27 protein-coding genes are annotated in these 23,775 nt (G+C 50.0%); 26 read left to right on the forward strand and 1 reads right to left on the reverse strand.

The features are described from left to right. The first annotated feature begins 20 nt into the window (after positions 1–20). From O3276_RS19660 to O3276_RS19700, 9 genes are all read left to right on the forward strand, one after another. Complete coding sequence (locus O3276_RS19660) at positions 21–965, forward strand: FliM/FliN family flagellar motor switch protein (protein WP_269672842.1); 945 nt, start codon at positions 21–23, stop codon at positions 963–965. Next, a complete protein-coding gene (locus O3276_RS19665; RefSeq protein ID WP_269672843.1) occupies positions 962–1,522 on the forward strand; it encodes a FliM/FliN family flagellar motor switch protein in 561 nt (186 codons plus the stop codon). The genes O3276_RS19660 and O3276_RS19665 overlap by 4 nt, the downstream gene beginning before the upstream one ends. Beyond that, the gene (gene fliP, locus O3276_RS19670) at positions 1,494–2,330 is read left to right on the forward strand and encodes a flagellar type III secretion system pore protein FliP (protein WP_269672844.1); all 837 of its coding nucleotides are present in this window, start codon (positions 1,494–1,496) and stop codon (positions 2,328–2,330) included. The genes O3276_RS19665 and fliP overlap by 29 nt, the downstream gene beginning before the upstream one ends. A 176-nt stretch (positions 2,331–2,506) precedes the next feature. After that, positions 2,507–2,773 (forward strand): flagellar biosynthetic protein FliQ, encoded by a 267-nt coding sequence (locus O3276_RS19675; RefSeq protein ID WP_269672845.1) that lies wholly within the window; start codon positions 2,507–2,509, stop codon positions 2,771–2,773. A 5-nt stretch (positions 2,774–2,778) separates the two neighbouring features. Continuing rightward, the gene (gene fliR, locus O3276_RS19680; RefSeq protein WP_269672846.1) at positions 2,779–3,540 is read left to right on the forward strand and encodes a flagellar biosynthetic protein FliR; all 762 of its coding nucleotides are present in this window, start codon (positions 2,779–2,781) and stop codon (positions 3,538–3,540) included. Between the two features lie 3 nt (positions 3,541–3,543). Further along, positions 3,544–4,707, forward strand: coding sequence for an EscU/YscU/HrcU family type III secretion system export apparatus switch protein (locus O3276_RS19685; protein ID WP_269672847.1), 1,164 nt, complete (start codon positions 3,544–3,546; stop codon positions 4,705–4,707). After that, positions 4,707–6,320, forward strand: a complete 1,614-nt coding sequence (locus O3276_RS19690) for an FHIPEP family type III secretion protein (RefSeq protein WP_269672848.1) — start codon at positions 4,707–4,709, stop codon at positions 6,318–6,320. Before O3276_RS19685 ends, O3276_RS19690 begins: the two co-directional genes overlap by 1 nt. Beyond that, on the forward strand, positions 6,307–6,843 hold the full coding sequence (locus tag O3276_RS19695; RefSeq protein ID WP_269676021.1) for an FHIPEP family type III secretion protein: 537 nt from the start codon (positions 6,307–6,309) through the stop codon (positions 6,841–6,843). The genes O3276_RS19690 and O3276_RS19695 overlap by 14 nt, the downstream gene beginning before the upstream one ends. Before the next feature lie 158 nt (positions 6,844–7,001). After that, positions 7,002–7,955 carry a DUF1186 domain-containing protein gene (locus O3276_RS19700; RefSeq protein ID WP_269672849.1) on the forward strand — a complete coding sequence of 318 codons (954 nt, stop codon included), beginning with the start codon at positions 7,002–7,004 and terminating at the stop codon, positions 7,953–7,955. 347 nt (positions 7,956–8,302) lie between these two features. Here O3276_RS19700 and O3276_RS19705 read toward each other — a convergent pair whose 3' ends face one another. After that, positions 8,303–9,232, reverse strand: a complete 930-nt coding sequence (locus O3276_RS19705) for an ADP-ribosylglycohydrolase family protein (RefSeq protein ID WP_269672850.1) — start codon at positions 9,230–9,232, stop codon at positions 8,303–8,305. A 173-nt stretch (positions 9,233–9,405) separates the two neighbouring features. On the opposite strand from O3276_RS19705, the gene flgB reads away from it, so the two are divergent. The 17 genes from flgB to fliG all read left to right on the forward strand — a co-directional run bounded on the left by flgB (position 9,406) and on the right by fliG (position 23,765). Next, complete coding sequence (flgB, locus tag O3276_RS19710) at positions 9,406–9,792, forward strand: flagellar basal body rod protein FlgB (protein WP_269672851.1); 387 nt, start codon at positions 9,406–9,408, stop codon at positions 9,790–9,792. Position 9,793: 1 nt separating this feature from the next. Continuing rightward, a complete protein-coding gene (gene flgC, locus O3276_RS19715) occupies positions 9,794–10,210 on the forward strand; it encodes a flagellar basal body rod protein FlgC (protein ID WP_101746814.1) in 417 nt (138 codons plus the stop codon). Positions 10,211–10,253: 43 nt separating this feature from the next. Beyond that, positions 10,254–10,892: a flagellar hook assembly protein FlgD gene (locus tag O3276_RS19720; protein WP_269672852.1), complete on the forward strand. Its 639-nt coding sequence runs from the start codon at positions 10,254–10,256 to the stop codon at positions 10,890–10,892. A 54-nt stretch (positions 10,893–10,946) separates the two neighbouring features. Then, positions 10,947–12,164, forward strand: a complete 1,218-nt coding sequence (gene flgE, locus O3276_RS19725) for a flagellar hook protein FlgE (RefSeq protein WP_269672853.1) — start codon at positions 10,947–10,949, stop codon at positions 12,162–12,164. A 16-nt stretch (positions 12,165–12,180) separates the two neighbouring features. Further along, positions 12,181–12,918 (forward strand): flagellar basal-body rod protein FlgF, encoded by a 738-nt coding sequence (locus tag O3276_RS19730; protein ID WP_269672854.1) that lies wholly within the window; start codon positions 12,181–12,183, stop codon positions 12,916–12,918. Positions 12,919–12,956: 38 nt separating this feature from the next. Next, positions 12,957–13,742, forward strand: a complete 786-nt coding sequence (flgG, locus tag O3276_RS19735; protein WP_101746810.1) for a flagellar basal-body rod protein FlgG — start codon at positions 12,957–12,959, stop codon at positions 13,740–13,742. Between the two features lie 14 nt (positions 13,743–13,756). Then, positions 13,757–14,470, forward strand: coding sequence for a flagellar basal body L-ring protein FlgH (locus O3276_RS19740; protein WP_269672855.1), 714 nt, complete (start codon positions 13,757–13,759; stop codon positions 14,468–14,470). Positions 14,471–14,494: 24 nt separating this feature from the next. Continuing rightward, complete coding sequence (locus O3276_RS19745) at positions 14,495–15,646, forward strand: flagellar basal body P-ring protein FlgI (protein ID WP_269672856.1); 1,152 nt, start codon at positions 14,495–14,497, stop codon at positions 15,644–15,646. 31 nt (positions 15,647–15,677) lie between these two features. Next, positions 15,678–15,971 carry a rod-binding protein gene (locus O3276_RS19750; protein WP_269672857.1) on the forward strand — a complete coding sequence of 98 codons (294 nt, stop codon included), beginning with the start codon at positions 15,678–15,680 and terminating at the stop codon, positions 15,969–15,971. 84 nt (positions 15,972–16,055) lie between these two features. Further along, entirely contained in the window at positions 16,056–17,693 is a 1,638-nt protein-coding gene (flgK, locus tag O3276_RS19755) for a flagellar hook-associated protein FlgK (protein WP_269672858.1), read from the forward strand. A 218-nt stretch (positions 17,694–17,911) separates the two neighbouring features. Beyond that, positions 17,912–18,823, forward strand: a complete 912-nt coding sequence (gene flgL / locus O3276_RS19760; protein ID WP_269672859.1) for a flagellar hook-associated protein FlgL — start codon at positions 17,912–17,914, stop codon at positions 18,821–18,823. 108 nt (positions 18,824–18,931) lie between these two features. Then, complete coding sequence (gene flgM / locus O3276_RS19765; protein ID WP_269672860.1) at positions 18,932–19,240, forward strand: flagellar biosynthesis anti-sigma factor FlgM; 309 nt, start codon at positions 18,932–18,934, stop codon at positions 19,238–19,240. Beyond that, entirely contained in the window at positions 19,212–19,778 is a 567-nt protein-coding gene (locus tag O3276_RS19770) for a flagellar protein FlgN (RefSeq protein ID WP_269672861.1), read from the forward strand. Before flgM ends, O3276_RS19770 begins: the two co-directional genes overlap by 29 nt. Continuing rightward, on the forward strand, positions 19,778–20,626 hold the full coding sequence (locus O3276_RS19775; protein ID WP_269672862.1) for a MotY family protein: 849 nt from the start codon (positions 19,778–19,780) through the stop codon (positions 20,624–20,626). Before O3276_RS19770 ends, O3276_RS19775 begins: the two co-directional genes overlap by 1 nt. Positions 20,627–20,757: 131 nt before the next feature. After that, positions 20,758–21,075, forward strand: coding sequence for a flagellar hook-basal body complex protein FliE (gene fliE, locus O3276_RS19780; RefSeq protein ID WP_209200797.1), 318 nt, complete (start codon positions 20,758–20,760; stop codon positions 21,073–21,075). Positions 21,076–21,094: 19 nt separating this feature from the next. Next, positions 21,095–22,753, forward strand: a complete 1,659-nt coding sequence (gene fliF, locus O3276_RS19785; RefSeq protein ID WP_269672863.1) for a flagellar basal-body MS-ring/collar protein FliF — start codon at positions 21,095–21,097, stop codon at positions 22,751–22,753. Beyond that, positions 22,746–23,765 carry a flagellar motor switch protein FliG gene (fliG, locus tag O3276_RS19790; RefSeq protein WP_101746799.1) on the forward strand — a complete coding sequence of 340 codons (1,020 nt, stop codon included), beginning with the start codon at positions 22,746–22,748 and terminating at the stop codon, positions 23,763–23,765. The genes fliF and fliG overlap by 8 nt, the downstream gene beginning before the upstream one ends. The last annotated feature ends 10 nt before the right edge of the window (positions 23,766–23,775 follow it).

Raw genomic sequence — 23,775 nt, forward strand, 5'->3', positions numbered from 1 at the left:
TGTCCCCATCGGTATTGCGTATGACAAAGGAGTTGGAGTCGCTTTCATTGTCATTTTCTGATGAGTTGCTGAAGGCTTTGAAGGAGATTATTGAAAGCCCGGTGATTGGTGCCCGTTGTCATTTAAATGATGATATTTATACGACGATTAGCCAATTACAGCAGCTGCCAAGACAAACTCTTTATCGTTTTCAACTCCCGTTTGACGATCAGCATTTTTCTTCGGAAATCTGCCGTGCACCCGGCTTTGGATTTTTACTGTTAGATCAGCGACTACCTGACTTTCTCACGGTTCTCTGTTTCGGTGGCAGCCTGGCTTCCCTGGTTGCCGGGGCTGACGATTCAGCACCAGATGACTCTTCGTCAGACAGCTCTCCCCCTGCTGTTACAGGAAAGCTCACAAGGATTGGTAAACAACTAATGGATCAGGTTGCCAGTGCCCTGGCAGAGGTTTGGAGGACAGCAGTTTGTTCGCCCTATTGCCCAGTATCAGACACTGGCTTCTCTTCTTTGGCCCAATGGATGGGGGGATCATTGATAACCCCTGCTTCATTCGCAGATGACTGCCTGCTGAATCAGTTTGATCTTGAGTTTCATGACCCGGCATACGCGGACTCACCATGGTTAGTCCCTGTTTGCTTTTATACCCCGGTCAATGCTTTTACCAGTGCCATGGTAGAGCAGGTAATGGTTGACGAAACAGGTTCAAAGCAGCCATGCCGGGATCGCATCCTGAGGTTTCTTGGCAAAATCGAGGTCGATGTCACCGTTGATCTTGAGCCACTGTCTTTGCCGATGAGCAAATTATGTGATTTGAACGTTGGTGACGTTCTATCGATACCCCATCCCGGAAACTCACATATAAGAGTGGAGAATGCTCTCCTGTTTCGAGGAACGACAGGGCAACATGGAGGGCACCTTACTGTAGTAATCAATAACTGTTTAAGAGGAGAGGACAGTCAGTGAACGACTCACGACCTTCAGTTGATGATGAGCCTTCAGTTGATGATGAGCATACAACGGTAATGAATCCGGAAGCATCGGACATTACGAAGGAAAATGTTCAGCATGACTCTTCTGATCAACCCGTGTTGAAGGGCTCTGATGTAAAGCCCGTGAATGGGATGACGGACGATAAATCAGCAGGCGTTCCTGAAGAGCTTGATAATAATGAAGCAGACCATCATACGTCAGGGTCAGTAGAATATGATAGTTTGGAACCAGCGACAACGGACGATGCAGAGCCTGATTCGTATAAGGATCCTGATGAAGAGCCCCTGGCCAGGCTTACTTCGTCAAACCTGGGTCTTGTCGGGGCCTTAGAAGTCACTATGACCCTGAATGTCGGTAGCAAACGTATGGCCATTACCGATATTCTCAACCTGCACACAGGTTCTGTCGTCTGTCTGAACCGTCGGGAACATGACCCACTGGATGTCATGGTAAATGGGGTATTGTTTGCCCGTGGCGAAGTGGTTCGGACAGGGGATTATTATGGCCTGCGCATTCTGGAAATCCTCTGATATTGATGTCTTGTCAGGTGTTTCGCGCATTGCCGTCTATGTCTGTGGTTTGCGGATACCCGTTACGGCCTTGCTGCTGATTTTACCCACAGTATCTGAGGCATCCCTTCAGTTGCCGTTGTTATCCGTCACCTCCGGTGATAACCAGCAGGATTACACGGTTAACCTGCAGATTTTTTTAATATTGACGGTGTTGGCTTTTCTCCCCGGTCTGCTGATGGTAACCACCAGCTTTACCCGGGTATTGATCGTACTGGCCATACTTCGCCAGGCACTTGGGTTACAGCAAACACCACCTACCCGGGTGCTGATTGCTTCGGCATTGATCCTGACAGTATTCATTATGAAACCGGTATTTAACGAGATCCGGGAGCAGGCGGTCGAACCTTACCTGGAAGAGCGAATGCCATTCAGAGAAGCGATAGAAGTCGCAAGACTGCCACTGCACCAGTTTATGCTGAAGCAAACCCGAAAGGTGGATATGGAACAATTTCTGGTGTTATCCGGTGAAATTTCTCCTGTCGACGACGGTGGCGGTAAACCGGATGTGGTGCCCGAGAATATTCCGTTTTCCTTGCTGATGCCGGCTTTTTTAAGCAGTGAAATTAAAACCAGCCTGCAAATGGGGCTGATGATCCTGCTGCCATTTCTGGTTATTGACCTGCTGGTTGCCAGTATTCTTATGGCACTGGGCATGATTATGCTCTCGCCGATGTTGATCTCTCTGCCCTTTAAACTGTTGCTGTTCGTTCTGGTGGATGGCTGGGGGCTTATTATGGCAGGCACCATCAGGAGCTTTTCTACGTGAGAGGCGGTTTGGGAAAAGCTCGCCGCCCGCTTCCCGCCGCCTGCTTCCCGCAAGAGCACAAGCGGTTACGGCTTTTCGGGTAGCGGGAGGCGGGCAGCGGGTAGCATCTGAAGAAATGTGGAAGTTATTTCAGGGCAGCTCCTTACAACATGTTGTTTACGACGCAGGATACATAAATGTCACCTGACGATGCGATCTACATGTTTGCCAGTGCGTTGCGGAGTGTTTCCTGGATGGCTCTGGTGCTGATTGCTCCCGGTCTTCTGGTGGGCCTGCTGATCAGCATAATCCAGGCGGCAACTCAGGTCACTGAACAAACCCTGAGCTTTTTGCCCCGGTTACTTATCACATTGTTAACGCTGTCGCTGTCAATGCATTGGCTGGTTCAGGAGTTAAGTGCCATCTTTACTGAGTTTTTTGTTGCCATTGTGAATAGCCAGTGAGCGGTATGGCACTTTCTGAACTGTCGCATCAGATTGTGCTTTACTTACTGGTGTTTTGTCGTATTTCCGGATTTGTCATGACCTGTCCGCTGACCCGGGAGTGGTTGCCTCTCTCGGCACGCTTATTGCTGGCTTTAGCGCTGTCTGTGGCCGTCATGTTGCAACTATCATCTGCCATGACTACCGACCTATCACTGAGCCTTGTCCTTGCGGCCTGTTCTGAGTTTTTTACCGGACTGTTATTTGGCGCGGTGTTACTGATCTATTTCAGCGTGTTTACCCTCGCAGGGCATTTAACCGGCCTGCAGATGGCGTTGGGTTTTGCAGAACTGAACGACCCTGCCAATGGTATCAGTGTTACCGTGATTGCCCGTATCTATCAGGTTATGGCTCAGCTTCTTTTTGTTCTGATCAATGGCCACCTGCTGTTCTTTATGGTGGTTATTAACAGCTTTCATGCATTACCCATCGGGCATTTTCTGATGATTATCGACAGAGTACCAGCCCTGATCACCATGGCTGGCTGGATGTTCGGAGCCGGGTTGCTTATTGCTCTTCCCGCCATTGTCTGTCTGCTGATTGTCAATCTCACCTTTGGTTTCATGACACGATCAGCACCACAGATGAACCTGTTAACCCTCGGTTTCCCCATGATTGTTCTGGTTGGAATCGTACTGTTGAGCCTCAATATACTGCAGGTGCCTTATGCGGTCGAACAGCACATCCACTCTGCATTGAAGACTCTTGGGTTTCTCTTGTCCGGTTAAGTGATGAATGCCGAACAGCAAGAACAGGGCAGTGAGCCCACGGAGCAACCCAGCGAGCGGCAGAAAAAGAAAGCCCTGCAAGAGGGGCAGGTCTCCCGGTCAAGAGATCTGATGATTGCCATGCAGACCCTGGCCATTTTTTTACTGCTTGGCTATTCCCGTTATTTTGATCAGATCGATACCGTTATAGCCATGCTGGCACAGGTTGACGCACCACTGAATGATGCTTCCCATGCATCGATTATGGACAGTCTGCAGACGGCATTTTCCGTATTTCCGGCAGTCATGATCACCATGTTCCTGGTGATTGTAGTCAGTGTCACCGCTGGTGCCCTGATTTCCGGCTCCTTTATCTTCAGTGTGACCATCGTGGCAGCAAAAGCCCGGCGGATAAATCCGGTGGCAGGGTTGAAGCGGATCTGTTCTGTCCAGGGGCTGGCTGAGGTGGTGCGGGCATCATTAAAAGCCCTGTTATTGACCGTGGCACTTTTTTTGATTATCCGCTACCGATTGCCAGAAATCATGGCACTGCGTAACTACCCTGTGCCGATGGCCGCAACCCGGGCATTAACGCTGTTATTGTCCACGGGACTGGCATTATCGGGTGTGCTTATGGTCATTGCCGCTGGTGATGTTGTGTGGCAAAAACACCGCCTTCAGAGACAACAGCTTCTTACACGACAACAAGTCAAAGACAATCTGAAGAACGAAGATGGCTCACCACAAACCCGGCAGAGGATTCGACAGACACGGCAAAAAATGGCGGCAGTGACACGCAGGAAAATGCTGGATGCTATCCCCGATGCAGATCTTGTGCTGACCAATCCGGGCCATTTTGCGGTGGTATTGAAATACCAGCCGGATAGTGATCGGGCTCCGGTGCTGGTGGCCCGCGGGATAGACCACATGGCAGAACTGATTATCAGTATCGGGCGCTCGGCGGGCAAGCCGGTACTGATTCAGCCCATGCTGACCCGGGCCCTCTATTATCATACTGACATTGATCAGGAAATTGCCCCGGATTTGTATCAGGCGGTGGCAAAAATCATGGTCTACCTTTATCAACTTGATCGTTATCGCACTCACCAAAGTACCTTCTGTCCCAGCTCACCCAATATACAGATACCTGAAAAATACCAGCATTCATCAGGCACAGGAAATCCGTAATGAGCAGTACCGGCTTGCTCCTGCCGACCTCTTCAAAGGCTTCCTTATTGGCGACACCGCTGCTATTGCTGGTGGTTCTGGCCATGCTAATGTTGCCTATTCCGCCATTTCTACTGGACTTCCTGTTCAGTTTTAATATTACCCTGTCGTTGATTCTGCTGATTCTTACCATTTACATTAACCGCCCGCTGGATTTTTCCCTGTTCCCGACACTGTTGCTGGTCGCCACTTTGCTGCGGCTGGCCCTGAATATTGCCTCAACACGGGTGGTGCTGATCAATGGTCATAACGGACCCTATGCGGCAGGCAAGGTGATTGAGGCATTTGGCAGCGTGGTGATTGCCGGTAATTATTTTGTTGGTTTACTGGTTTTTCTGATTCTGGTGATCGTCAACTTTGTGGTTATTACCAAAGGTGGCAGTCGTATATCGGAAGTGACTGCCCGTTTTGTGCTTGATTCGATGCCAGGCAAGCAAATGGCCATTGATGCTGATCTGAACTCCGGCGTGATTGACCACAATGAGGCCAGGGTGAAACGGGAAGACATTACCCGTGAAGCGGATTTTTACGGGGCTATGGACGGTGCCAGCAAATTTGTCCGTGGTGATGCCATTGCCGGGTTGATGATTTTACTCATCAATATTCTGGGTGGTGTGAGCATTGGCGTCTGGCAATATGACATGAGTGGTACCGAAGCTGTTCAGCTTTACGGGCTGATGACTATTGGTGACGGGCTGGTGGCCCAGATCCCTTCCCTGCTGTTATCCACCGCGGCCGCCATTATGGTGACCCGCATATCCGGGGCTGTGGACATGAACCAGCAGGTTCGACAGGAAATTATCGGACAACCCAGGGCGTTGATGGTCGCTGCTGCGGTACTGGTTGTGATTGGTCTGGTACCGGGCATGCCCCATGTGGCCTTTGTGATCCCTGGCCTACTGATTATGTCGTTTATCTATCGACGTATATCCATGGAAAGAACGACTGAACGAAAGAATGCACTGGCTGGCAAAGGTGATGAAAGCAGCGTGGCAACCAGGGAGCGACTCACATGGCAGGATATATCGGTGGTTGACCCCATTGGCCTGAATATTGGTTATCGTGTCATATCACTGCTCAGTCAAAACCCCGGGAATCATGTGACCAGTCACGTAACCAATGGTGAGCTGGCCAGTCAGATCAGACACCTGAGAAGGGAATTGTCGGAAAAATACGGCTTTCTGATACCCATGATTCATATACGCGATAACCTGAATCTGGACCCGGACAGTTATTCTATTCAGCTTCATAACGTTACCGTTGACCATTTTAAACTGCACCTGGATCAGTTGCTGGCCATTGCCCTGGAGAATGCCCGACCTCTGTCTTTTGCATCTCCGGTCAAAGATCCCTGTTATGGGTTGACGTCTTACTGGATTCCAGTGACTGAACGGGAGGCATCATTGCAGGCCGGCTATACCGTGGTTGATTGTGCCACCGTGATTACCACCCATGTCGGCAGGATGATCGAAAATCATATCGACGATCTCTTCGGGTTCGAAGAGACTCAGGGGGTGGCTGACCCATCTCCGACAAATCTCACCGAAGCTATGCGGCGAACTGGTTCCGGATAAACTGCCTCCGGGCACATTGATGCAAGTTCTCAAGCGACTGCTGGCTGATAATATTTCGATTGCTGACAGCCCACGCATTGCCGCCACATTACTCCCTGCTTCAGGGCCACAGCCGGATATTCTGGTGCTACTGAGTCTGGTTCGTATCACCTTACGACGACAGATTATCGACCCACTGATCAATCATCAGTCACTGCCGGAGCAGCTTTTGGTCTTTACCCTGTCGCATGAACTGGAAAAAATGTTGTTGCTGGCCAGAGAGCAGGCCAAACGAGATCCGCAGTTTTCAGAAGAGTCTTTCGTCATCGAGCCCGGCCTGTCGATGCAATTGCAGAATAATATTCCAGAGTTGGTCAGTCAGGCCCATAACCAGCAGGTGGAACCCGTACTGCTGGTCTCACCCCAGCTCTGGCCCCTGCTTTCCCGATATAGCCGCATCGCGCAATACCGGTCATTAACAATATTGTCGTTTCAGGAGATCCCTGATGACCTTCAGGTGGAAATTATCGGACAGCTGGGATGATGTCGGGAGCAGTAAAGAATCCGGAGAGTCCATCAGAAATAAGGCTTATGGGAAGAGGCCGCCAGGAATATCCGGGTGCAGCTTTTAAAGGCTGTATATTGATGTCGTGAAGGTCTATCCTAGCGGTCAATTTCTTTAACACGTTGGATTATCTGGTTATGCCCCTTTCTACCGAGGATCTCTCCAGACTGAAACAAAGCCTCTCCCGGGTTGCCAGTGAGTTGCCTCTGCCAGCCTTAAGAGAAGCCACAGAGCATCGGCAGGAGATCACTCCCATGCTCCTGCAGGCGCTGGAAGCGGTGAAAATACGTGGTCAGCGCAGCAGCTCATCGGCAAAAAGCCGTCTGGCACTTCATGCCCTTTATCTGTTAACGCAGTTTCGTGAGCCAGCGGCTTGGCCCATTGTCGTTGATCTGTTCAGTTCCATGAGTTCTGAACAGAATGTGGCGATTGGTGATGACTTTGACGAAGTGGTTTGTGATCGCCTGAGCCAGATTTTTGCCACCGTATGTCCCGGCGATATTCGCCCACTGCAGTCCATTATTGAAAACACCAGCATTGATGAATACGTCCGGGATGCCGCACTGGGAGCCCTGGTGGTCCGCTATCAACAGGGAGACCTGGAGCTTCAGGTGTTGACGACCTATCTGCATCAGCTATATGAGTACGGTCTTGAGCAGGAAAAGAATCAGGTGTGGAATGCCTGGGTTCAGGCCTGCTACAACACCCAGCCCGAGTCTTTTATGGTGGCCCTGAAAGACCTCTACGAAAAAGAGTGGGCGGATACCTATTACATCACCCTGGACGAACTGAAATTACGCTGCGGTGTTGCGCCGGAAGTGATCAATAAGTCAGTGATGAAGCAGGAAGGTGAGTTCTACTGCTATCTGGAGGACGCGGTGGCGGCATTAAGGCAGTTGAGCTGCTATTCCGGAGAGGGCAACGAGCTGTTAACCAACCTGGAGAATATGGTGATCAATCAGACAGCACCAAAGCAGGGTGAGCAGCCTCAGCGAGCATCGACGTTTACTTCATCACCCGCCGGTGTCGGCAGAAATGATCCCTGCCCCTGTGGCAGCGGCAAAAAATTCAAGAAGTGTTGTTTGCACTGATAACCAGCCATGTTTCCATGCAGAGAAGATTTCAGGGTTATACAGCTTGGTCAGCATGGGTATTTATTACGCATTTTTAGATTGAGCTAAATCCCTATTCAAGCCGAGGAAATTGGAAGCCGTGCCTTAGATGATGGTACGCCCTATAGCTGGTTGAAAATCCGGGAAAGTGCAGGGTATCAGAGAAGGGGATAAAACCTCCCCACCCTGCCACTTCCACGTTTGCCCGTAACGGTCTCTGTTATTTATAGCAAATACTTGAATTTAATCTTCCCTAAAAAATCGAGTTCAGTTGTTTGGGATAAATAATGGGATAACTCTGAGTATTGTCGTATAAAGCTTGCCATTCAGGGGGGCAACACAGAACCGGGTAATGAGGTTCGTGCAATCCAGGAGGTTGGCATTGCTTTATCCGAACCGAAGAAGCATGCAGACAAAATTGCACCTAATGGAATAGCCCTGCCACAACTGTCACCTCCGCAGTAAATATTTTCTCTCACTGTTTTTTCATAGTTCTCGGCCTGCAGCAGAAGATGGGTAATCACTATAAATGAGGCGTCAAGACCGCAGTGCATTCCCACTTCCTGTGCAACCTCTTTTGGGCTGCGCTTGAGCATTGATTCAGCGGTTTTGATTGCCTTGGTAATGTCTTCGCTGACTTCTTTTGCCTTTTTCACACACTGCTCAGGTGAAAGGACCTCATGAGCACTTTTTATCATCAGGGTCACGGCTTTGGCGTAGCTAACGGCAGTGTCGTTATTATTGGTGACACGCACTGCTGATTCTACCTTTTCCATCAAGTCCTGGTCCTGGCCATGGACAGCAATCAGAGGTGGTAGCTTTGATAATGCCGGATTCTGGGTATCGTCAGCACCGCAGGCAGCAAGAGGTTCGTCATTGCTCTTTCTTTGATGGAGGTTGAGCAGGGTTTGCCTGGTTGGATGATCCGTATAACCTTGCCACTGACCACCAAAGTCAAACCATTTTTGGAAAGATTCTATGTAACTCTGCTCTGAATAATGGCTGTTGGCTATGATGGCATCCTGCATCGCCAGCAACTGTGCGCCGTAATGGGAAAACTCACCGGCCTGTTTTCCTTCATGGGCAAAGTATCCCTTGTCCTGGTATTCTGCCTTGGCAGGCGTATGAAACTCGGGACTTTCACCTCCGTACTTTGCAATCAGGGCCTGATCGTACAACCAGTGAAACCCCATGGCAGACGCGTCAGCGACCAATGCGCCCATAACTGATTCATAGGCTCTGTGTCGTTCATTCATTGTAATACCTCTCTGTCACGTTATATGCCTGTCTGAATTTTTAGCATATGACCTAATTGATAAAGTATCGCAGGGCTTTACAGATAACCTGATATGTTTGGTGCTTCGGTATCATTATTTCATTTTGCACTGGTGCAGTACTCAAGGAACAATTTTTACAGGGCAGGCTTGATATGGCCATCAGTTTTGACAAAGTGTTGGGTATTCATCCACAGGCGTTGGCATTCAGAGGACTAAGGGCGGAGGTGCTGGCCGGTAATCTTGCCAATGTTGATACGCCGGGGTTCAAGGCTCGGGATATTGAATTTTCTGCGGTGTTGAATCATCAATTGAATCAGCCAGAAGGTGCCGAAGCGACTCAACGGGCCTTAAAGCTGACGGCGGATACTCAGTCGTTGATGTATAGAATTCCTCACCAGCAAAGCAGTGATGGCAATACCGTTGAGCTTGGGGTCGAGCAGTCATCCTTTGCCCGTAACTCCCTGGATTTTCAAACCAGCCTGACATTTGTCAGAAAAAAACTGAGCGGACTCGAGCTGGCGATCAGGGGAGGTATGTAATATGTCACTGAATAATCTCTACGCAATTTCCGGTTCAGCGCTTAATGCGCAAACGGTCAGGTTGAATAGTATCGCTAGCAATCTGGCCAATATGTCCAGTGCCGGCAGCTCTCCAGAAACCGCATACCGCCCATTGCGACCGGTTTTTTCTACGGTCTATGACCAGCTTCAGGGTGAAGGGCAGTCTGCCAGGGTTACCATAGACGACGTGTTTAGAATGCCCCCCAGTGACAAGAATCGCCGTTATGAGCCAGGCAGTCCTTTGGCGGATGAGTCTGGCTATGTGTATTACCCGGACGTTAATGTCATTCAGGAAATGGCAGATATGTTATCTGCTACGCGCAGTTATCAGAGCAGTATGGAAGTGATGGTCAGCGCCAGAAAGTTACAGCAAAAGCTGCTGTCACTGGCCGAGTAATGAATGATTCAGATACCCCATGGATAAACACTAAAGGTGATATGTGACAGGGATCAGTCCGGTAAATAATGCTTCCAGTTCCTCAGTTCAACCGTCTTCAAGCTCCCTGCAGGTGGACCAGAATCAGTTCATCGAACTCTTTGTCGCCCAGCTGAATAATCAGGACCCTTTAGCGCCCCTGGATACCAACCAGATGCTGACACAGCTCTCTCAGATATCGTCGGTAGAGAGCCTTAACTCCATTGATGATCGTATTGATGGGCTCATCAGCTCACTCCAGCAGTCACAAATGTTAGGGGCCTCGCAGCTGGTGGGTAGAGATATCAAAGTCAATACCAATCGAGTTGAGCTGGAAGAATCAGGAAGTGTAACGGGTGAAGCGCAAATACCGGTAGCGGCCAGTGATGTATTGATCCGGGCTTATGATATTAATGGTGTGCAGGTCGCCTCTCAGTCTCTGGGAGCCCATGGTAGTGGGAAAGTCAGCTTTGCCCTTGAAGATATCAGCCCGGGACAATACACCATCACGGCAACGGCGGTGAGTGGTGGCGAGGCTTATGCCGCAACCGTCAGCCTGGGTGGGCGCGTATCCGGTGTTGAAACCACGGGCGCAGGAGCCTATTTGAAACTGGCTAACCTTGGCACCTATCCACTGTCATCGGTTCAGGCCATCTCGGAATAAATAGCTCAACAACGCAGATGTTGACGTCTATTCAAGGAATTAAGGAGGATAAACATGTCGTTTAAAATAGGGCTCAGTGGGCTTAATGCTGCCCAGCAGGATCTTCAGGTTGTCAGCAATAATATTGCCAACACGAATACTGTCGGATTTAAAAGCTCAAGGGCAGAGTTCGCCGATGTTTATGCTTCTTCGGTAGCCGGCGGTAACAGCCAGGTTGCAGGTGTTCAGGTGGCAGACATCAGTCAACAGTTTGCCCAGGGGAGTATTACTTATACTGAGAATGCCCTGGATATGGCTATTAATGGTCAGGGCTTTTTCATGGTGAGCGACAATGGGGAGCTTTCCTATTCGAGAGCGGGTTATTTCTCTCTGGATGCCAATAACTATCTGGTCAATAACCAGGGAATGAATCTGCAGGGTTATTCGGCAGATGCTTCAGGTAATATTCTGGCAGGAACCCAGACAGATTTAAGAATTGCCCAAAGTACCATGCCAGCCCAGGCAACCAGTCAGGTGAGTAGCTCAGCAAACCTTGATGCACGGGCATCAGTGCTTACCGGAACGATTGATACCAGTGATCCCGGTACGTTTAACTCAACCATGGCGTTTGATGTGAATGACAGTCTTGGTGCGTCACATACCGTCAGTCTTTATTTTGCCAAAACGGCAGACAACACCTGGCAGGTAGACCTCTACTTTGACAATGCCGCCACGGCTGATCTCAGTCAGAGTATTACCTTTAACAGCGATGGTAGCCTGGCAACACCAGCAGGTGGCTCGATAACTCTGGGTATTGCCGCTGGAGACTCTCGTCTTGCCGGGGCTGGTGCCATGAGCATGGATATTGATATTTCAAGATTTTCCCAGCTGGGTGCGGACTTTTCTGTCAATCAGGTCGCACAGAATGGTTTCCCTCCCGGCTCGTTGACCGGCATTCAGATTACTCAGGAAGGTATCTTGCAGGCGTTATACTCCAACGGTCAGAGCCAGACGCAGGGGCAGGTTGTACTGGCTGACTTTCCTAACGACAGTGGACTTATTCCCGCAGGGGATAGTTTATGGCAGTCCAGCTTCGCATCAGGCAATCCATTAGTTGGAACTCCGGGCTCAGGCATTATGGGCTCTCTGGAGTCGGGTGCTTTGGAACAGTCCAATGTGGATATATCTTCACAGCTGGTCAGACTGATTGAAGCCCAGAGTAATTATCAGGCCAATGCTAAAACCATTGAAACCAGCAATAACCTGACTCAGACCTTGATGAATATCATCTGACGGACATTGATAGCCTATGGATAAGGTGCTTTATATCAGCTCGGCAGGGGCAAACCTGGCCATGCGGGCCCAGCAGGTACATGCCAATAATCTCGCCAACAGCAGTACACCCGGTTTTCGACGTGATTTTGTCAGCAGCCTGGCTGTTGAGCTTCAGGGCGATGGCCTGGGTAGCCGGGTAATGCCTGTTGCCCGTGGTCTTGGCAGCAGTTTTGATGCGGGCATTATGGAAACCACCGGCAGGAATCTCGATGTCGCCATTAACGGGGATGGCTGGCTAAGTGTCGAAACCGCAGCTGGTACCGAGGCCTATACCCGTTCAGGGCAGCTTCAGGTTACTACGGATGGACAGCTGGTCATTGCCGGAGGGTTAGCTGTGGTGGGAGAAGCGGGTGCGATACAGCTGCCGGAGTTTCAATCTATCGACATTGGTATAGACGGCACAATTACCATAATTCCTCCCACAGAGGCCAATGAGCCCGTTGAAGTCGGTCGGCTGAAGCTGGTTAACCCCGAGCCGGGGGAACTGCAGAAGTCCGCCGACGGGCTCTTTGTTGCCACTGCGGGGGATGATCTGGATGCCGACCCTGATGTCCGTCTCAGAACAGGTTACCTGGAATCGAGTAATGTTAATGCGCTCAATGAAATGGTGTCGTTTCTGTCATTGAGCCGCCAGTTTGAAGCGCAGATGAAAATCATGAAGGCTGCTGGGGATATGGCCTCCTCCGGTGACCGTTTGGTCAGAGATCAATAGTCGTCTGATACATAAAAGACAGGATAGGGAAATCTGAAATGAATCCATCATTATGGGTCAGTAAAACCGGGCTGGCAGCCCAGGAAAAGCAGATGTCGATCATTTCCAATAACCTGGCCAATGTGAATACTGTCGGGTTTAAAAGGGACAGAGCGACATTTGAGGATCTTTTTTATCATATTCAGCGTCAGCCAGGAGCGCTGAATGATCAGGATAATGAGCTGCCTTCCGGTTTGCAGGTCGGTACTGGCGTCAAAATGACCGGAACGCAGAAAGTATTTACCCCGGGCAATTATGAGACAACCAGCCAGGCTCTGGATCTGGCCATTGTGGGCAATGGCTTCTTTCAATTTGTGCAGCCGGATGGAACCCCTGTGTACTCAAGGAATGGACAGTTTCAGATCGATGCCGATGGCCAGATCGTTAATGGTAATGGCTTGCCCCTGGAGCCGGGTATTACCATTCCTGCCGATGCCACCGGCATTACCATCAGCGACGATGGCATTGTGATGGTGAAACAACAGGGCGTGATAGATCCCCTGGAAGTCGGCCAGATAACGTTGGTTAACTTTGTCAATCCGGCAGGGCTGCTGGCCCAGGGTGGCAACCTGTATCAACAGACTACCGCCAGCGGTGACCCCATAGAGGCCTTGCCTGGTCAGGAAGGCCTGGGTTTGTTAAAGCAATTTACCCTGGAAACGTCCAATGTCAGCACTGTGGAAGAGCTGGTGAATATGATTTCAGTGCAACGGGCCTATGAGATGAACTCAAAAGTCATCGCTGCGGCCGATGAAATGATGCAGTTTGTTAATCAGACACTCTGATCCGGGAGACTGCTATGAAAGGGTGGTTACTATTACTGTCTCTGATTCTGGCTGGCTGCCAGCTTCAGCCTGTAAAACCACCTATCAGTCCGGAAAAGACGGCGGGAAGCAGGCACATTCCCAAGGAAAACACGACGGCTACCAGGGAAGCGTTACCTCAAGCTGAAATTCCACCAACTGGCAGCCTGTTCAATGCCCGTTACAGCAGCCTTATGGTTTCTGACCGAAGAGCCTATCGTCTTGGCGATATTCTGACCATTGAGCTGGAAGGAACCACCAATATCAGTATGGGGGGCGGAAGCAGCACCAATAAAAGTACGACGATTTCCATTCCTGACCCAACACTGCTGGGACGAAGCAGTGCCTCCATTCTTGGCAGTGGCTGGTCATTGGCTTCGGATATTCAACCAACAAGAGAGTATGGTGGTACCACGAGCTCCAGTAGAAATAACCGCCTGGAAGGCAGTGTGGCCGTTAAAGTGGTTGAAGTGCTGCACAATGGCACCTTACGTATCGAAGGGAATAAGTGGCTGACGATTAATTCAGGCCGGGAGCAGATACGAATCAGCGGACTGGTCCGTCCGGAAGATATCAGCACGGATAACAAAGTCTCTTCTGAACGTATAGCGGAGGCCAGAGTCGACTACATTGCTTTAGGCGATAATGCCAATGCCCATGAGCCAGGATGGTTCACAAAAATGCTGAACAGTCCTTTCTTTCCGTTTTAAGGGCTGCCATTTCAGGGAGGCGGTATGACAGGGAACCAACGTCATGACTATTTGAGCAGCGTCGTGTTTTTTCTATGCCTGACTATCACGGTTATGGGAACTTCTCCATCAGCCCATGGTCGTCGGCTGCTGGATATGGTTGATGTTGAAGGTGTCCGCAGTAATCAGCTGATCGGCTATGGTCTGGTGGTTGGTCTTGATGGCACCGGGGATAAGTCAGCTTTTACCAAGCAATCCCTGGTGAATATGCTCCGGGAGTTTGGACTGACGATCTCTGCCGTGGATGTTAATTCAAAAAATGTGGCTGCGGTGACGGTGCATGCAACCCTGCCAGCCTTTTCCCGTCCGGGACAGAAGCTTGATGTCACCGTCTCATCCATCGGCGATGCCAAGAGTCTCAGAGGGGGAACCTTACTGTTTACCCCACTGAAAGGCGCTGATAACCAGATTTATGCCATTGCCCAGGGCAGCCTGATTGTCGGGGGGGTGTCTGCCGAAGGTTTGTCGGGGCGTGCAGATAATCCCGGTGCAGGGAGTAAAATTCAAATTAACAGCACCAATGCTGGACGTATCCCCGGCGGGGCATTAATCGAAAAAGCGGTTCAGACACCCTTTAATTATGGTAATCATCTGGTGCTTAACCTGAAGGAACCCGGATTCACCTCGGCACGACGTATTGTCAAAGCCATCAACAATTATTTCGGACCGGGTGTTGCTGCCGCTACCGATGGCGTATCGATAAAAGTATCCGCTCCTGTGGACAGTAGCCAGCGCGTTGCTTTTATGTCCATGCTGGAACAGATCAATGTAGAGTCTGCCAGCCCGGCCGCCCGGATCGTGTTTAACTCACGGACAGGCACCGTGGTGATGGGGGAAAACGTTCGGGTCCGACCCGCTGCGGTAAGCCATGGCAATCTGGTGGTTCGTGTCAGGCAGACGGCCACCGCAAGCCAGCCCGGGGCATTCGCTGAGGGCGGTTCCACCGAAGTCGTTTTAAATAGCGATGTTTCTCTTGAGGAAGAAGCATCGGCAATCTACCTGGTACCAGAAGGCGTGTCGTTATCAGAAGTGGTATCGGCGATTAATGGTGTTGGCGCGACACCAACAGACCTGATGTCAATTCTGGAAGCTTTAAAGGCGGCGGGCGCTCTGGAAGCAGAGTTAATCGTGATTTAAGCCTTACTGCAATATTAGAGAAGGAACTCAAATGCTCTCAGGTATTAATCCAACGTTTGATATGTCTGTATCTGCCAATTCGTCCGCTGAAAAGGTTGAGGATATCGAGTCTGCCGCCAAGGCGTTTGAATCCTTGTTTGTTAATGAATTGCTGAAAAGTATGCGTAAAGCGAATGAAGCCATGATGGCAGGCAGTGAGCTGCCCATGATGAGTAAAGACACTCAGTTTTTCCACTCCATGTTTGATTCTCAGTTAGCAGAACATTTGAGTGCCAGCGGCGGGCTTGGTATTGCCCAGGCCCTGATCAGGCAGCTGGGTGATTGAGAGCCTTGAGGTAAAGGTGTTCAAGAACCCTCTTTCACTGGTCGACAGCCTCCCAGAGCAGAAGACAAAATTCCGGAAGCCACCATGAGTTTGACTCAAATTGCGACCTCAGGATTACTGGCCAGTCAGAAAGCACTGAATGTTGCCAGTAATAACATCGCGAACGCCGAGACTGAAGGATATAGCCGACAGACGGTCCAATACAGCCCTACCTATACGTTATACCCCGGAACCGGCGCTCTGGGTACAGGCGTGAATACCAGTGCCGTTAATCGTATTACCAGCAGCTTTCTGACTGCCCAGATGTGGGAGAGTCAGTCCCTGGCCAGTGAAAGTAATATCCATGCTCAGTACCTGAACGATCTTGATCAATGGCTGGGTAATGAGAATACGTCGTTATCGAAAGGTTTTGAGCAATTTTTTTCAGCACTGAATGGCAGTTCCGTCGACCCTTACGCTTTAAGTGCACGACAGGTGGTAATAGCCGAGAGTGTCGGGCTCGCTGAACGCTTTAACACCCTGTATGCCCAGTTACAGGGGCAGGCGACCATGGTTGGCCAGCAACTGAATGCGGCAGCGGATCAGGCCAATGGTTTGCTGGCTAACATTGCGGCATTTAATGATCAGCTGCGTTCTTTATCCACAGGCAACCAGCCTGCCAATGAAATACTGGACCAGAGAGACCAGGCCATTCGTGACCTGTCTGAGTTGGTATCGGTTAATGTACTGGAGCAGTCGGATGGCTCATACAGCCTGTATATGAAGTCTGGCCAGCCGCTTATTCTGGGTAATCAATTCAATGCACTTAGCGTCAATGGTCAGGTAGATGCAGCCAATGGATTTCAATTACAGCTCAATACCGGCAATTCTGAAATTCCGATTACGGGTGATCCCGGAGGTGTCATAGGCGGCCTGATGACTTACCAGTCGGAAGAGCTTGTTCAGGCCCGCAATGAGCTGGGACGTCTGGCAGTAATGATTACCAGTGGAATTAATGACCAGTTGCAGGCTGGAGAAGACTTGAATGGTAATCCGGGAGCAGCATTATTCAATGACCTGACGACACCGGTTGGTGCTGTCATGGCGCTGGATATGTCATCGACCGCGGTTTCTGCATTAACGGTGGTTAATACCAATCAGTTACAGGCCAGTGAATATGATTTCCGGGTAGATAATTCCGGTAATTACAGTCTGGTGCGCAGGTCCGACGGTGCTCAGGTTGCTGCTGGTGTCTTGACTGGCTCAGGCACTGATACTATTGCTTTTGATGGTGTTGAAATCCGTGTGGACGGTACCGCAACAGACCAGCTTTATCGTTTATCACCGGTACGTTTCGGTGCCAGAGAGATCCAGACTGCCCTGACGGATCCTGCTGCCCTGGCATTTTCTGCTCCTGGCAGTGGCGTGGGGGATAACAGTAACCTGCTGGAACTGGTGGCCATTCAATCCAAAGGGTTGCTCAATAATGGCCAGAGCACATTGATGACTGCTTATTCAGGATTTGTGGGTGATATCGCTGTGCAAACCGCTCGGATAAAAACAGAGGCTGATGGTGGACAGGCCCTGTTAAGTCAGGCGGAAGCTGCCGTCAGTACCTACAGTGGCGTTAATCTGGATGAAGAAGCGGCCAGTATTCTTCGCTTCCAGCAGCTTTACAGTGCTAATGCCAGAGTGATATCGGTGGCTCGCACCACCTTTGATGCTTTGCTGGCCATGTTCTGACTAGGAGCCTGTCCGAGAATAGACTGCCCTACTGCGGTGGCAGCAAATTGGTCTAAAAAGCCGGAAATTTTTAGCAAATAGAACCACTATGCACTAAAAATTTCCGACTTTTTATCCTCAATTTTCTGCCATCCTCGCTACGGGCGCTATTCTCGGACAGGCTCCTAGGCTCATTAAAAAACACAGACTGGAGAAAACCGTTCCAGGGAGAAGGAGCCATGAGGATAAGTACCGGTAACTTTAATAGAGTGATGCTGCAGGTCATGCAGCATACTATGACGGACCTGGCAAAAACTTCAGATCAGTTATCAACAGGCAAACGAATTCTTCAGCCTTCAGATGATGCCATTGATACCGTAAAGGTCTTGCAACTGAATAATGAACTGACAGCCATCGGTCAGTTTGAAGATAATATCAGCTCCGCTACTGGCTGGCTGCAGCAGCAGGATGCGCTTTACAGCGGCATGAATGATTTACTGTTAAGAGCAAGGGATCTCCTGTTACAAGCGGCCAATGGCACACAGAGCGGTGCTGACCTTAAGTCACTGGCAACAGAGTTAAGCTCTTTGAATGAATCGCTGCTTAGCCTTGCCAATTATCAGACGGCAGACGGTCAGTATCTGTTTTCTGGTACGACCACAAACCAGCAACCGGTGGTTCAAACCGTTGGAGATTATGCCTACAACGGCAACAACCAGTTCCGCCAGGTGGCCATCAGTGGCTCTGCACAGGTTCAGATTACTCAGCCCGGCAACGAACTGTTCTTTGATAACTCTGCTACACCTCCCCTGGACAGTATTTTTGATGCATTAACGACCGCAGTGTCTGAGCTGAATAATCCAGTCAATCTGTCAACGGTTCTTGCTGATACCATGACCTGGGTTGATGCAACCATGGAGCGTATTGGCACGGCACAAACCCGCAGCGGCAGTGACCTGAACCTGTTGGATCGAATTTCAGAAAGTCACGCTGACATTCGCCTTTTTGCCGAACAGTTGAAATCTAACCTTGAAGATATTGATATGGTTGAAGCGACGACCCGGTTAAATCAGCAGCAGTTGATTCTTACTGCCAGCCAGCAGGTCTATGCCAGTATCAAACAGCTATCTCTATTCAACTACTTAACCTGATCGCCTTCGGTAAACCGGATTTAATCCAGAGGTGATAGTCTCTGGTCATTTAAGATTTTGAATACTCTTGCCGATGTTTGTACAGAACGTTTTCGGGGGAGTGCAGTTATGTCCAGCATAAAAGGCCCAGGTGGAAAAAAGACGGGAGCAGTCAACAGCTCAAAGGTTCGTGTAGAAAAAAGTGCCGCTGTAGACCGTTCTCCCCGGGTAGCCGAAGACCGTTTAAATGTAAGCGCCTCGGCCCAGCAAATTGATGAACTTTTTCAGCAACTGGCTGACCTGGAAGATGTCAATGCAGCCAGAGTCAAAAGTGTTCGTGAGTCGATTAAAAAGGGCAACTTTCCCATTGATTACCAGCGGCTCGCTGACAAAATTCTGGAACTTTCTGATGAACTCAACTCAGAGAATGACGACTGATGCAAAAAACGCGAGTGATGCCTCAGCTCGCCAGCCAGCAGGTGTTGATGGTGGATTAGAAGACCTTGGTCAGAAAATGCTGGGTAATATTCAGGATGCCCTGGCGTTATCGAGAAAGCTGGAGCGAGTTCTGGAGTCCGTTCATCAGAAAATGCTGGAACGTAATATTACCGCCCTTGAACACTCTCTGGAAACACAGATTCAACTACTCAATATGCTGCAAATGAACGGGGCTCTTCGGGAGCACTATCTCAAACCTTTGGGACTCAGCCCGGATCAGCAGGGCATGTCACACTTCTTCTCTCTTGTAAATCAGCAACCGGCAAATGCCTCAACAGTTAATCGACAGGCCCTGAATAAATACTGGGTCCAATTAGAGGGATCTGCGAATCGTTGTCAGCAGATCAACAGCGCTAATGGACGTCTACTGGCCAGATTGTCAGCAAGTACAAGAAAAATCATCGCGTTAACTTTTTCCGGGCAGACAGCCGCTACTTATGATCAGAATGGCCTGACTGTGAATTCAATGGCGGAATAATGCAGCATATCGTACATGGGATTGTGTTAAGCCTGCTCTTTCAGGCTTTTTTTATTCTCGCTGATGATCTGTACCCTCATGATCTTTCTGATACCCGTTGGCATCATTCCGGTAATCGCTTCTTCTGTTTGCTGAAAAACCAAGTGCCCGGTTTGGGTGACGTCAGTTTGACCGCTGAAGCAGGCGACAGGGAAACGCTTTCTATGGTCCCTGACCCATTCTCGGATAATGACAGGCAAGTCACTGTTTTGCTGGCATCGTCACCCTGGCAGGCGATAACGGATGATCGGGTGGTTGCCCGTACCCGACTTTATAAGGGGGACCCGCTTAGCATTCATCTCAATACATTGGCCCTGATGAAAGCTTTCCAGCAGGGAAAGCAGCTGAAATTGCAGATTACCACAGAGGCCAGCAAAGATATTGTTATTCAGGTTACTCCGCTGGAGATTCAGCAGGTTGCTGAGCAGTTTTACCGCTGTATGGATGATTTACTTTTGCTCAGCTTTGACCAGGCTGAACATAATACCTTCTACTACTCCTCGGGGAAGCTGCGCCTGGATGCCCGGCAGCGTGAACTGCTCACTCATATTGCCGAATATGTGATGGCCGACCCGTCTGTTCAGCAAATCACCATTGATGCACATACGGACTCTTATGGCCATGAACTGGCTAACCGGGCGTTGTCTAAAAAAAGAAGCGAAGCGGTTGCTGCAAACCTGAAGCAGATGGGTGTGCCCGGGGATAAGATCTTAATGCGCTTTCATGGCGAGCGATATCCTGTGGCAGATAACCGGACAAAAGCCGGTCGTGATAAAAACAGGCGTGTCGAGATTTGGTTAAAGCAATAAATCCTGATTACCACCTTCCTAAACTCTGTCAATACTCCGTCGATATCCTAAATATTCTGGAATCGTAGTTTACATGTAGGCTCTTTCAGCCTGGTTCCAGCTGCGATTGCAAAATGGGCAAGGGAATGCACATGGATATCAAAGGATTACCCTCTGATGTTATCAGCCCTGTGCTGACTGACCGCACACAGTCAGTGCTACCTTCAGGGCATGCCTCTGGCAGTGAGCTACCGGACTTCTCCCGGGTATTGAAAACGGCCATGGATAAAGTCAATGAACTGCAACAGTCCGCCTCTGTGAAAATGCATGAGGTGGATACCGGGGCGTCTCAGGACCTTCTTGGCACCATGATTTCTACCCAAAAGGCCAGTATCTCTTTTCAGGCACTGTTACAAGTCAGAAACAAGGCAGTAGCAGCCTATGAAGAAATCATGCGTATGCAAATTTAACCCGAAGGCAGGATAAGCCATGGCAGAAACGGTAGCCGACAGCTCCCCGGAGGCCTCTGGTCAGGAAGAGCAGGTCAAAGCATCCTGGCAGGTATATCTGGAAAAAGTACGATCATTTATTCAGGATAATCGTGGTTATCAGGCCATCATGATGGTGATGCTGGCGGCCGGTATAGCGTTGCTGGTGGTTTTCTGGCTCTGGTCTCAGTCTGCGGATTACCAGCCTCTGTACGGTAATCAGGAATTATACGACGTTGCCAGTATTGTTGAAGTCCTCGACCGTGAAGGTATGGAATATAAGCTTCACCCGGAGTCTGGTCAGGTATTGGTTGATGCAGGCCGACTCAGTGAAGCCCGAATGAAGCTTTCTGTCGCGGGCATTCAGGCAAGATCCCCTGAAGGCCTTGATACGTTGAATCAACAGGAACTTGGCACCAGCCAGTTCGTTGAGGGGGTTCGATACCTCAGGGGGCTGGAGGGTGAGCTTGCCCAAACCATTATCAGTCTGAAGCCGGTCAAAAATGCCCGGGTGCATTTGGCCATTCCCAAGCGGAGCAGTTTTATCCGGCGTCAGGAAAAACCATCGGCATCGGTTTTTATCAGCCTGTTGGCAGGCTACCGGCTCAGCCCTGAACAGATAGAAGGCATCATCAACCTGGTGGCTACCAGCGTTGCCAATATGAACAGAGAGGATGTGTCGGTTATTGACCAGAGTGGCAAGTTGCTCTCCTCCGAGGTGCTGCTCAACAACAGTGCTTTGGGAGAGGTTTCAAGGCAGTTTGATTTCAAACAACAGGTGGAATCCCGTTATCAGGAAAGAATCAGTCACTTGCTGGAACCACTGGTAGGCCCGGGCAATTATCGGGCCCAGGTAACAGCCAGCGTTGACTTTGAAAAAGTGATTCAGACCGTTGAACAGTTTGACCCCGGTACCGCGGTATTGCGCAGTGAACAGGGCAAAGAGCGGGTCAATACCGGTGGCCAGGCAAGAGGTATTCCCGGTACGTTGAGCAATCAGCCGCCGGAAGAGACCGACCCTGATGGTGATACTGAAACCAGTACCCAGTCTGAGTTTGTGCGCAATTATGAGGTCGACAAGGTAGTACGACAGGTGTCCAATCAGCAGGGGCGGATCGACAAGCTCAGTATCGCGGTGGTTTTTAATGAGCAGCCCGATCAGGCGCTGGGAGCGGTGAGTTGGGATCAGGCCAGGCTGGACAGTATCCGTCAGTTGATCATTGATGCTACTGGTCTGGATCAGGCAAGAGGTGATCGGATCAGTATTCACACGGCACCGTTCGTGCCGGTTGCCAGTGTTGCTCCAGAGCCGCTTGCCTGGTGGCAGCAACCTCAGGCTTTGTACTACGTCAAATATGGTAGCGGTACGTTACTGGCGGTTATGGTGCTGCTGTTTCTTATCCGTCCATTAATGAAGCAGGTGACCGTTAATCTGGAGCCTCCAAAAGAGTCTTTACCGGCACTGGTTGAAGGTGGCGCGCAGGACAGTCAGGAAGGTGACGAAAATGAACGGCGTGTTCTGTTTGACGAAACATTCAATTTGCTCCCTCCTGAACTGGCAGACTTTGAAACCCAGATTACTCATATGAGAAAACTGTCGACCAAGCAGCCTGAGCGGGTTGCCCAGGTGATTAAATTATGGATGAGCAGCTATGACTGATGGGACAGCACTGGCTTTACGACAGCCGACGACCAGGGATATTGCTATTTTACTGCTGAGCCTGGGTGAGAAAGGTGCCGCCAAGGTAATGGGGCATCTCAGCCAGAGAGAGGTTCGTCAGATCAGTGCTTCCATGGCCGCCATGGCACCCCTGAAACGTGACCAGGTGCAGGAAGTTCTGGAACTTTTTTTCCACACCTATCGTTATGACAGTGGTTTAACCGGTTCATCCCGGGGGTATCTGGATAAGACGCTGAAGCTGGCCCTGGGGGATAAAGAGGCAAAGGGGGTGATGGACTCCATTTTTGGTGATGAGGATAACTCTCTGGAAACCATGAAGTTGATGGATTCAGCAACCATTACTGAGTTGATTGCGGGTGAACATCCCCAGTTGCAGGCTGTCGTTTTGACCTATCTTGAACCTGAGCAGGCCGCTGAAGTATTGCAGCGATTGCCGGTCGCCTCTCATCAAGACCTCTTATCCAGGGTCGCAAGACTTGAAGAACTCCATCCTTCCATTCTGCAAGAACTGAACCGGATGTTTGATGACAATATTGGCCGACTGGGCACCAGCCATAACACCACGGTCAGTGGTCTTAGGCAGGTTGCCGATATTATGAATCGGATGGGTGAAACCACCGTTAAAAATGTCCTGGGCTTCTTTAAAGAGCAGGATAAGAAGCTGGCGGAAAAAATTGAACAACAGATGTTCGTCTTTGAGCATATTGTCCGTCTGGATGAGGATGTCTTGCGCAGAATTATCAGTGAAGTCAGTCAGGATATTCTGGCGTTGGCGCTCAAGGGCGTGGCTCAAGAGGTGATGGATGCCATTCTGGCTACCATGACCAAACGTACGGCAAAGTTTCTTCAGGAAGATATTGAAAACCTCGGTTCTGTCCGTGCCAGCCAGGTGCAGGGTGCGAGAAATGATGTTCTGCGCATTGCCCGGCAGCTGGCGGCCAGTGGAGAGATTGAGCTGAGTTTCAATGATGATGAAGAGATGATCGAGTAATTGCCAAGAG

The sequence above is a fragment of the Endozoicomonas sp. GU-1 genome (assembly GCF_027366395.1).
In the GTDB taxonomy this organism is placed as follows: domain Bacteria; phylum Pseudomonadota; class Gammaproteobacteria; order Pseudomonadales; family Endozoicomonadaceae; genus Endozoicomonas.

What these genes read in the sequence shown, in the direction of transcription:
- flgG (WP_101746810.1), top strand. Translation starts at nt 12,957, where the DNA reads ATGAATCCATCATTATGGGTCAGTAAAACCGGGCTGGCAGCCCAGGAA.
- O3276_RS19775 (WP_269672862.1), top strand. Translation starts at nt 19,778, where the DNA reads ATGCAGCATATCGTACATGGGATTGTGTTAAGCCTGCTCTTTCAGGCT.
- O3276_RS19700 (WP_269672849.1), top strand. Translation starts at nt 7,002, where the DNA reads ATGCCCCTTTCTACCGAGGATCTCTCCAGACTGAAACAAAGCCTCTCC.
- flgE (WP_269672853.1), top strand. Translation starts at nt 10,947, where the DNA reads ATGTCGTTTAAAATAGGGCTCAGTGGGCTTAATGCTGCCCAGCAGGAT.
- O3276_RS19690 (WP_269672848.1), top strand. Translation starts at nt 4,707, where the DNA reads ATGAGCAGTACCGGCTTGCTCCTGCCGACCTCTTCAAAGGCTTCCTTA.
- O3276_RS19660 (WP_269672842.1), top strand. Translation starts at nt 21, where the DNA reads ATGACAAAGGAGTTGGAGTCGCTTTCATTGTCATTTTCTGATGAGTTG.
- O3276_RS19675 (WP_269672845.1), top strand. Translation starts at nt 2,507, where the DNA reads ATGTCACCTGACGATGCGATCTACATGTTTGCCAGTGCGTTGCGGAGT.
- O3276_RS19730 (WP_269672854.1), top strand. Translation starts at nt 12,181, where the DNA reads ATGGATAAGGTGCTTTATATCAGCTCGGCAGGGGCAAACCTGGCCATG.
- flgM (WP_269672860.1), top strand. Translation starts at nt 18,932, where the DNA reads ATGTCCAGCATAAAAGGCCCAGGTGGAAAAAAGACGGGAGCAGTCAAC.
- fliE (WP_209200797.1), top strand. Translation starts at nt 20,758, where the DNA reads ATGGATATCAAAGGATTACCCTCTGATGTTATCAGCCCTGTGCTGACT.
- O3276_RS19770 (WP_269672861.1), top strand. Translation starts at nt 19,212, where the DNA reads ATGAACTCAACTCAGAGAATGACGACTGATGCAAAAAACGCGAGTGAT.
- flgL (WP_269672859.1), top strand. Translation starts at nt 17,912, where the DNA reads ATGAGGATAAGTACCGGTAACTTTAATAGAGTGATGCTGCAGGTCATG.
- O3276_RS19685 (WP_269672847.1), top strand. Translation starts at nt 3,544, where the DNA reads ATGAATGCCGAACAGCAAGAACAGGGCAGTGAGCCCACGGAGCAACCC.
- flgC (WP_101746814.1), top strand. Translation starts at nt 9,794, where the DNA reads ATGTCACTGAATAATCTCTACGCAATTTCCGGTTCAGCGCTTAATGCG.
- flgK (WP_269672858.1), top strand. Translation starts at nt 16,056, where the DNA reads ATGAGTTTGACTCAAATTGCGACCTCAGGATTACTGGCCAGTCAGAAA.
- flgB (WP_269672851.1), top strand. Translation starts at nt 9,406, where the DNA reads ATGGCCATCAGTTTTGACAAAGTGTTGGGTATTCATCCACAGGCGTTG.
- O3276_RS19705 (WP_269672850.1), bottom strand. Translation starts at nt 9,232, where the DNA reads ATGAATGAACGACACAGAGCCTATGAATCAGTTATGGGCGCATTGGTC.
- O3276_RS19740 (WP_269672855.1), top strand. Translation starts at nt 13,757, where the DNA reads ATGAAAGGGTGGTTACTATTACTGTCTCTGATTCTGGCTGGCTGCCAG.
- fliP (WP_269672844.1), top strand. Translation starts at nt 1,494, where the DNA reads ATGGCCTGCGCATTCTGGAAATCCTCTGATATTGATGTCTTGTCAGGT.
- O3276_RS19745 (WP_269672856.1), top strand. Translation starts at nt 14,495, where the DNA reads ATGACAGGGAACCAACGTCATGACTATTTGAGCAGCGTCGTGTTTTTT.
- fliF (WP_269672863.1), top strand. Translation starts at nt 21,095, where the DNA reads ATGGCAGAAACGGTAGCCGACAGCTCCCCGGAGGCCTCTGGTCAGGAA.
- fliG (WP_101746799.1), top strand. Translation starts at nt 22,746, where the DNA reads ATGACTGATGGGACAGCACTGGCTTTACGACAGCCGACGACCAGGGAT.
- fliR (WP_269672846.1), top strand. Translation starts at nt 2,779, where the DNA reads ATGGCACTTTCTGAACTGTCGCATCAGATTGTGCTTTACTTACTGGTG.
- O3276_RS19750 (WP_269672857.1), top strand. Translation starts at nt 15,678, where the DNA reads ATGCTCTCAGGTATTAATCCAACGTTTGATATGTCTGTATCTGCCAAT.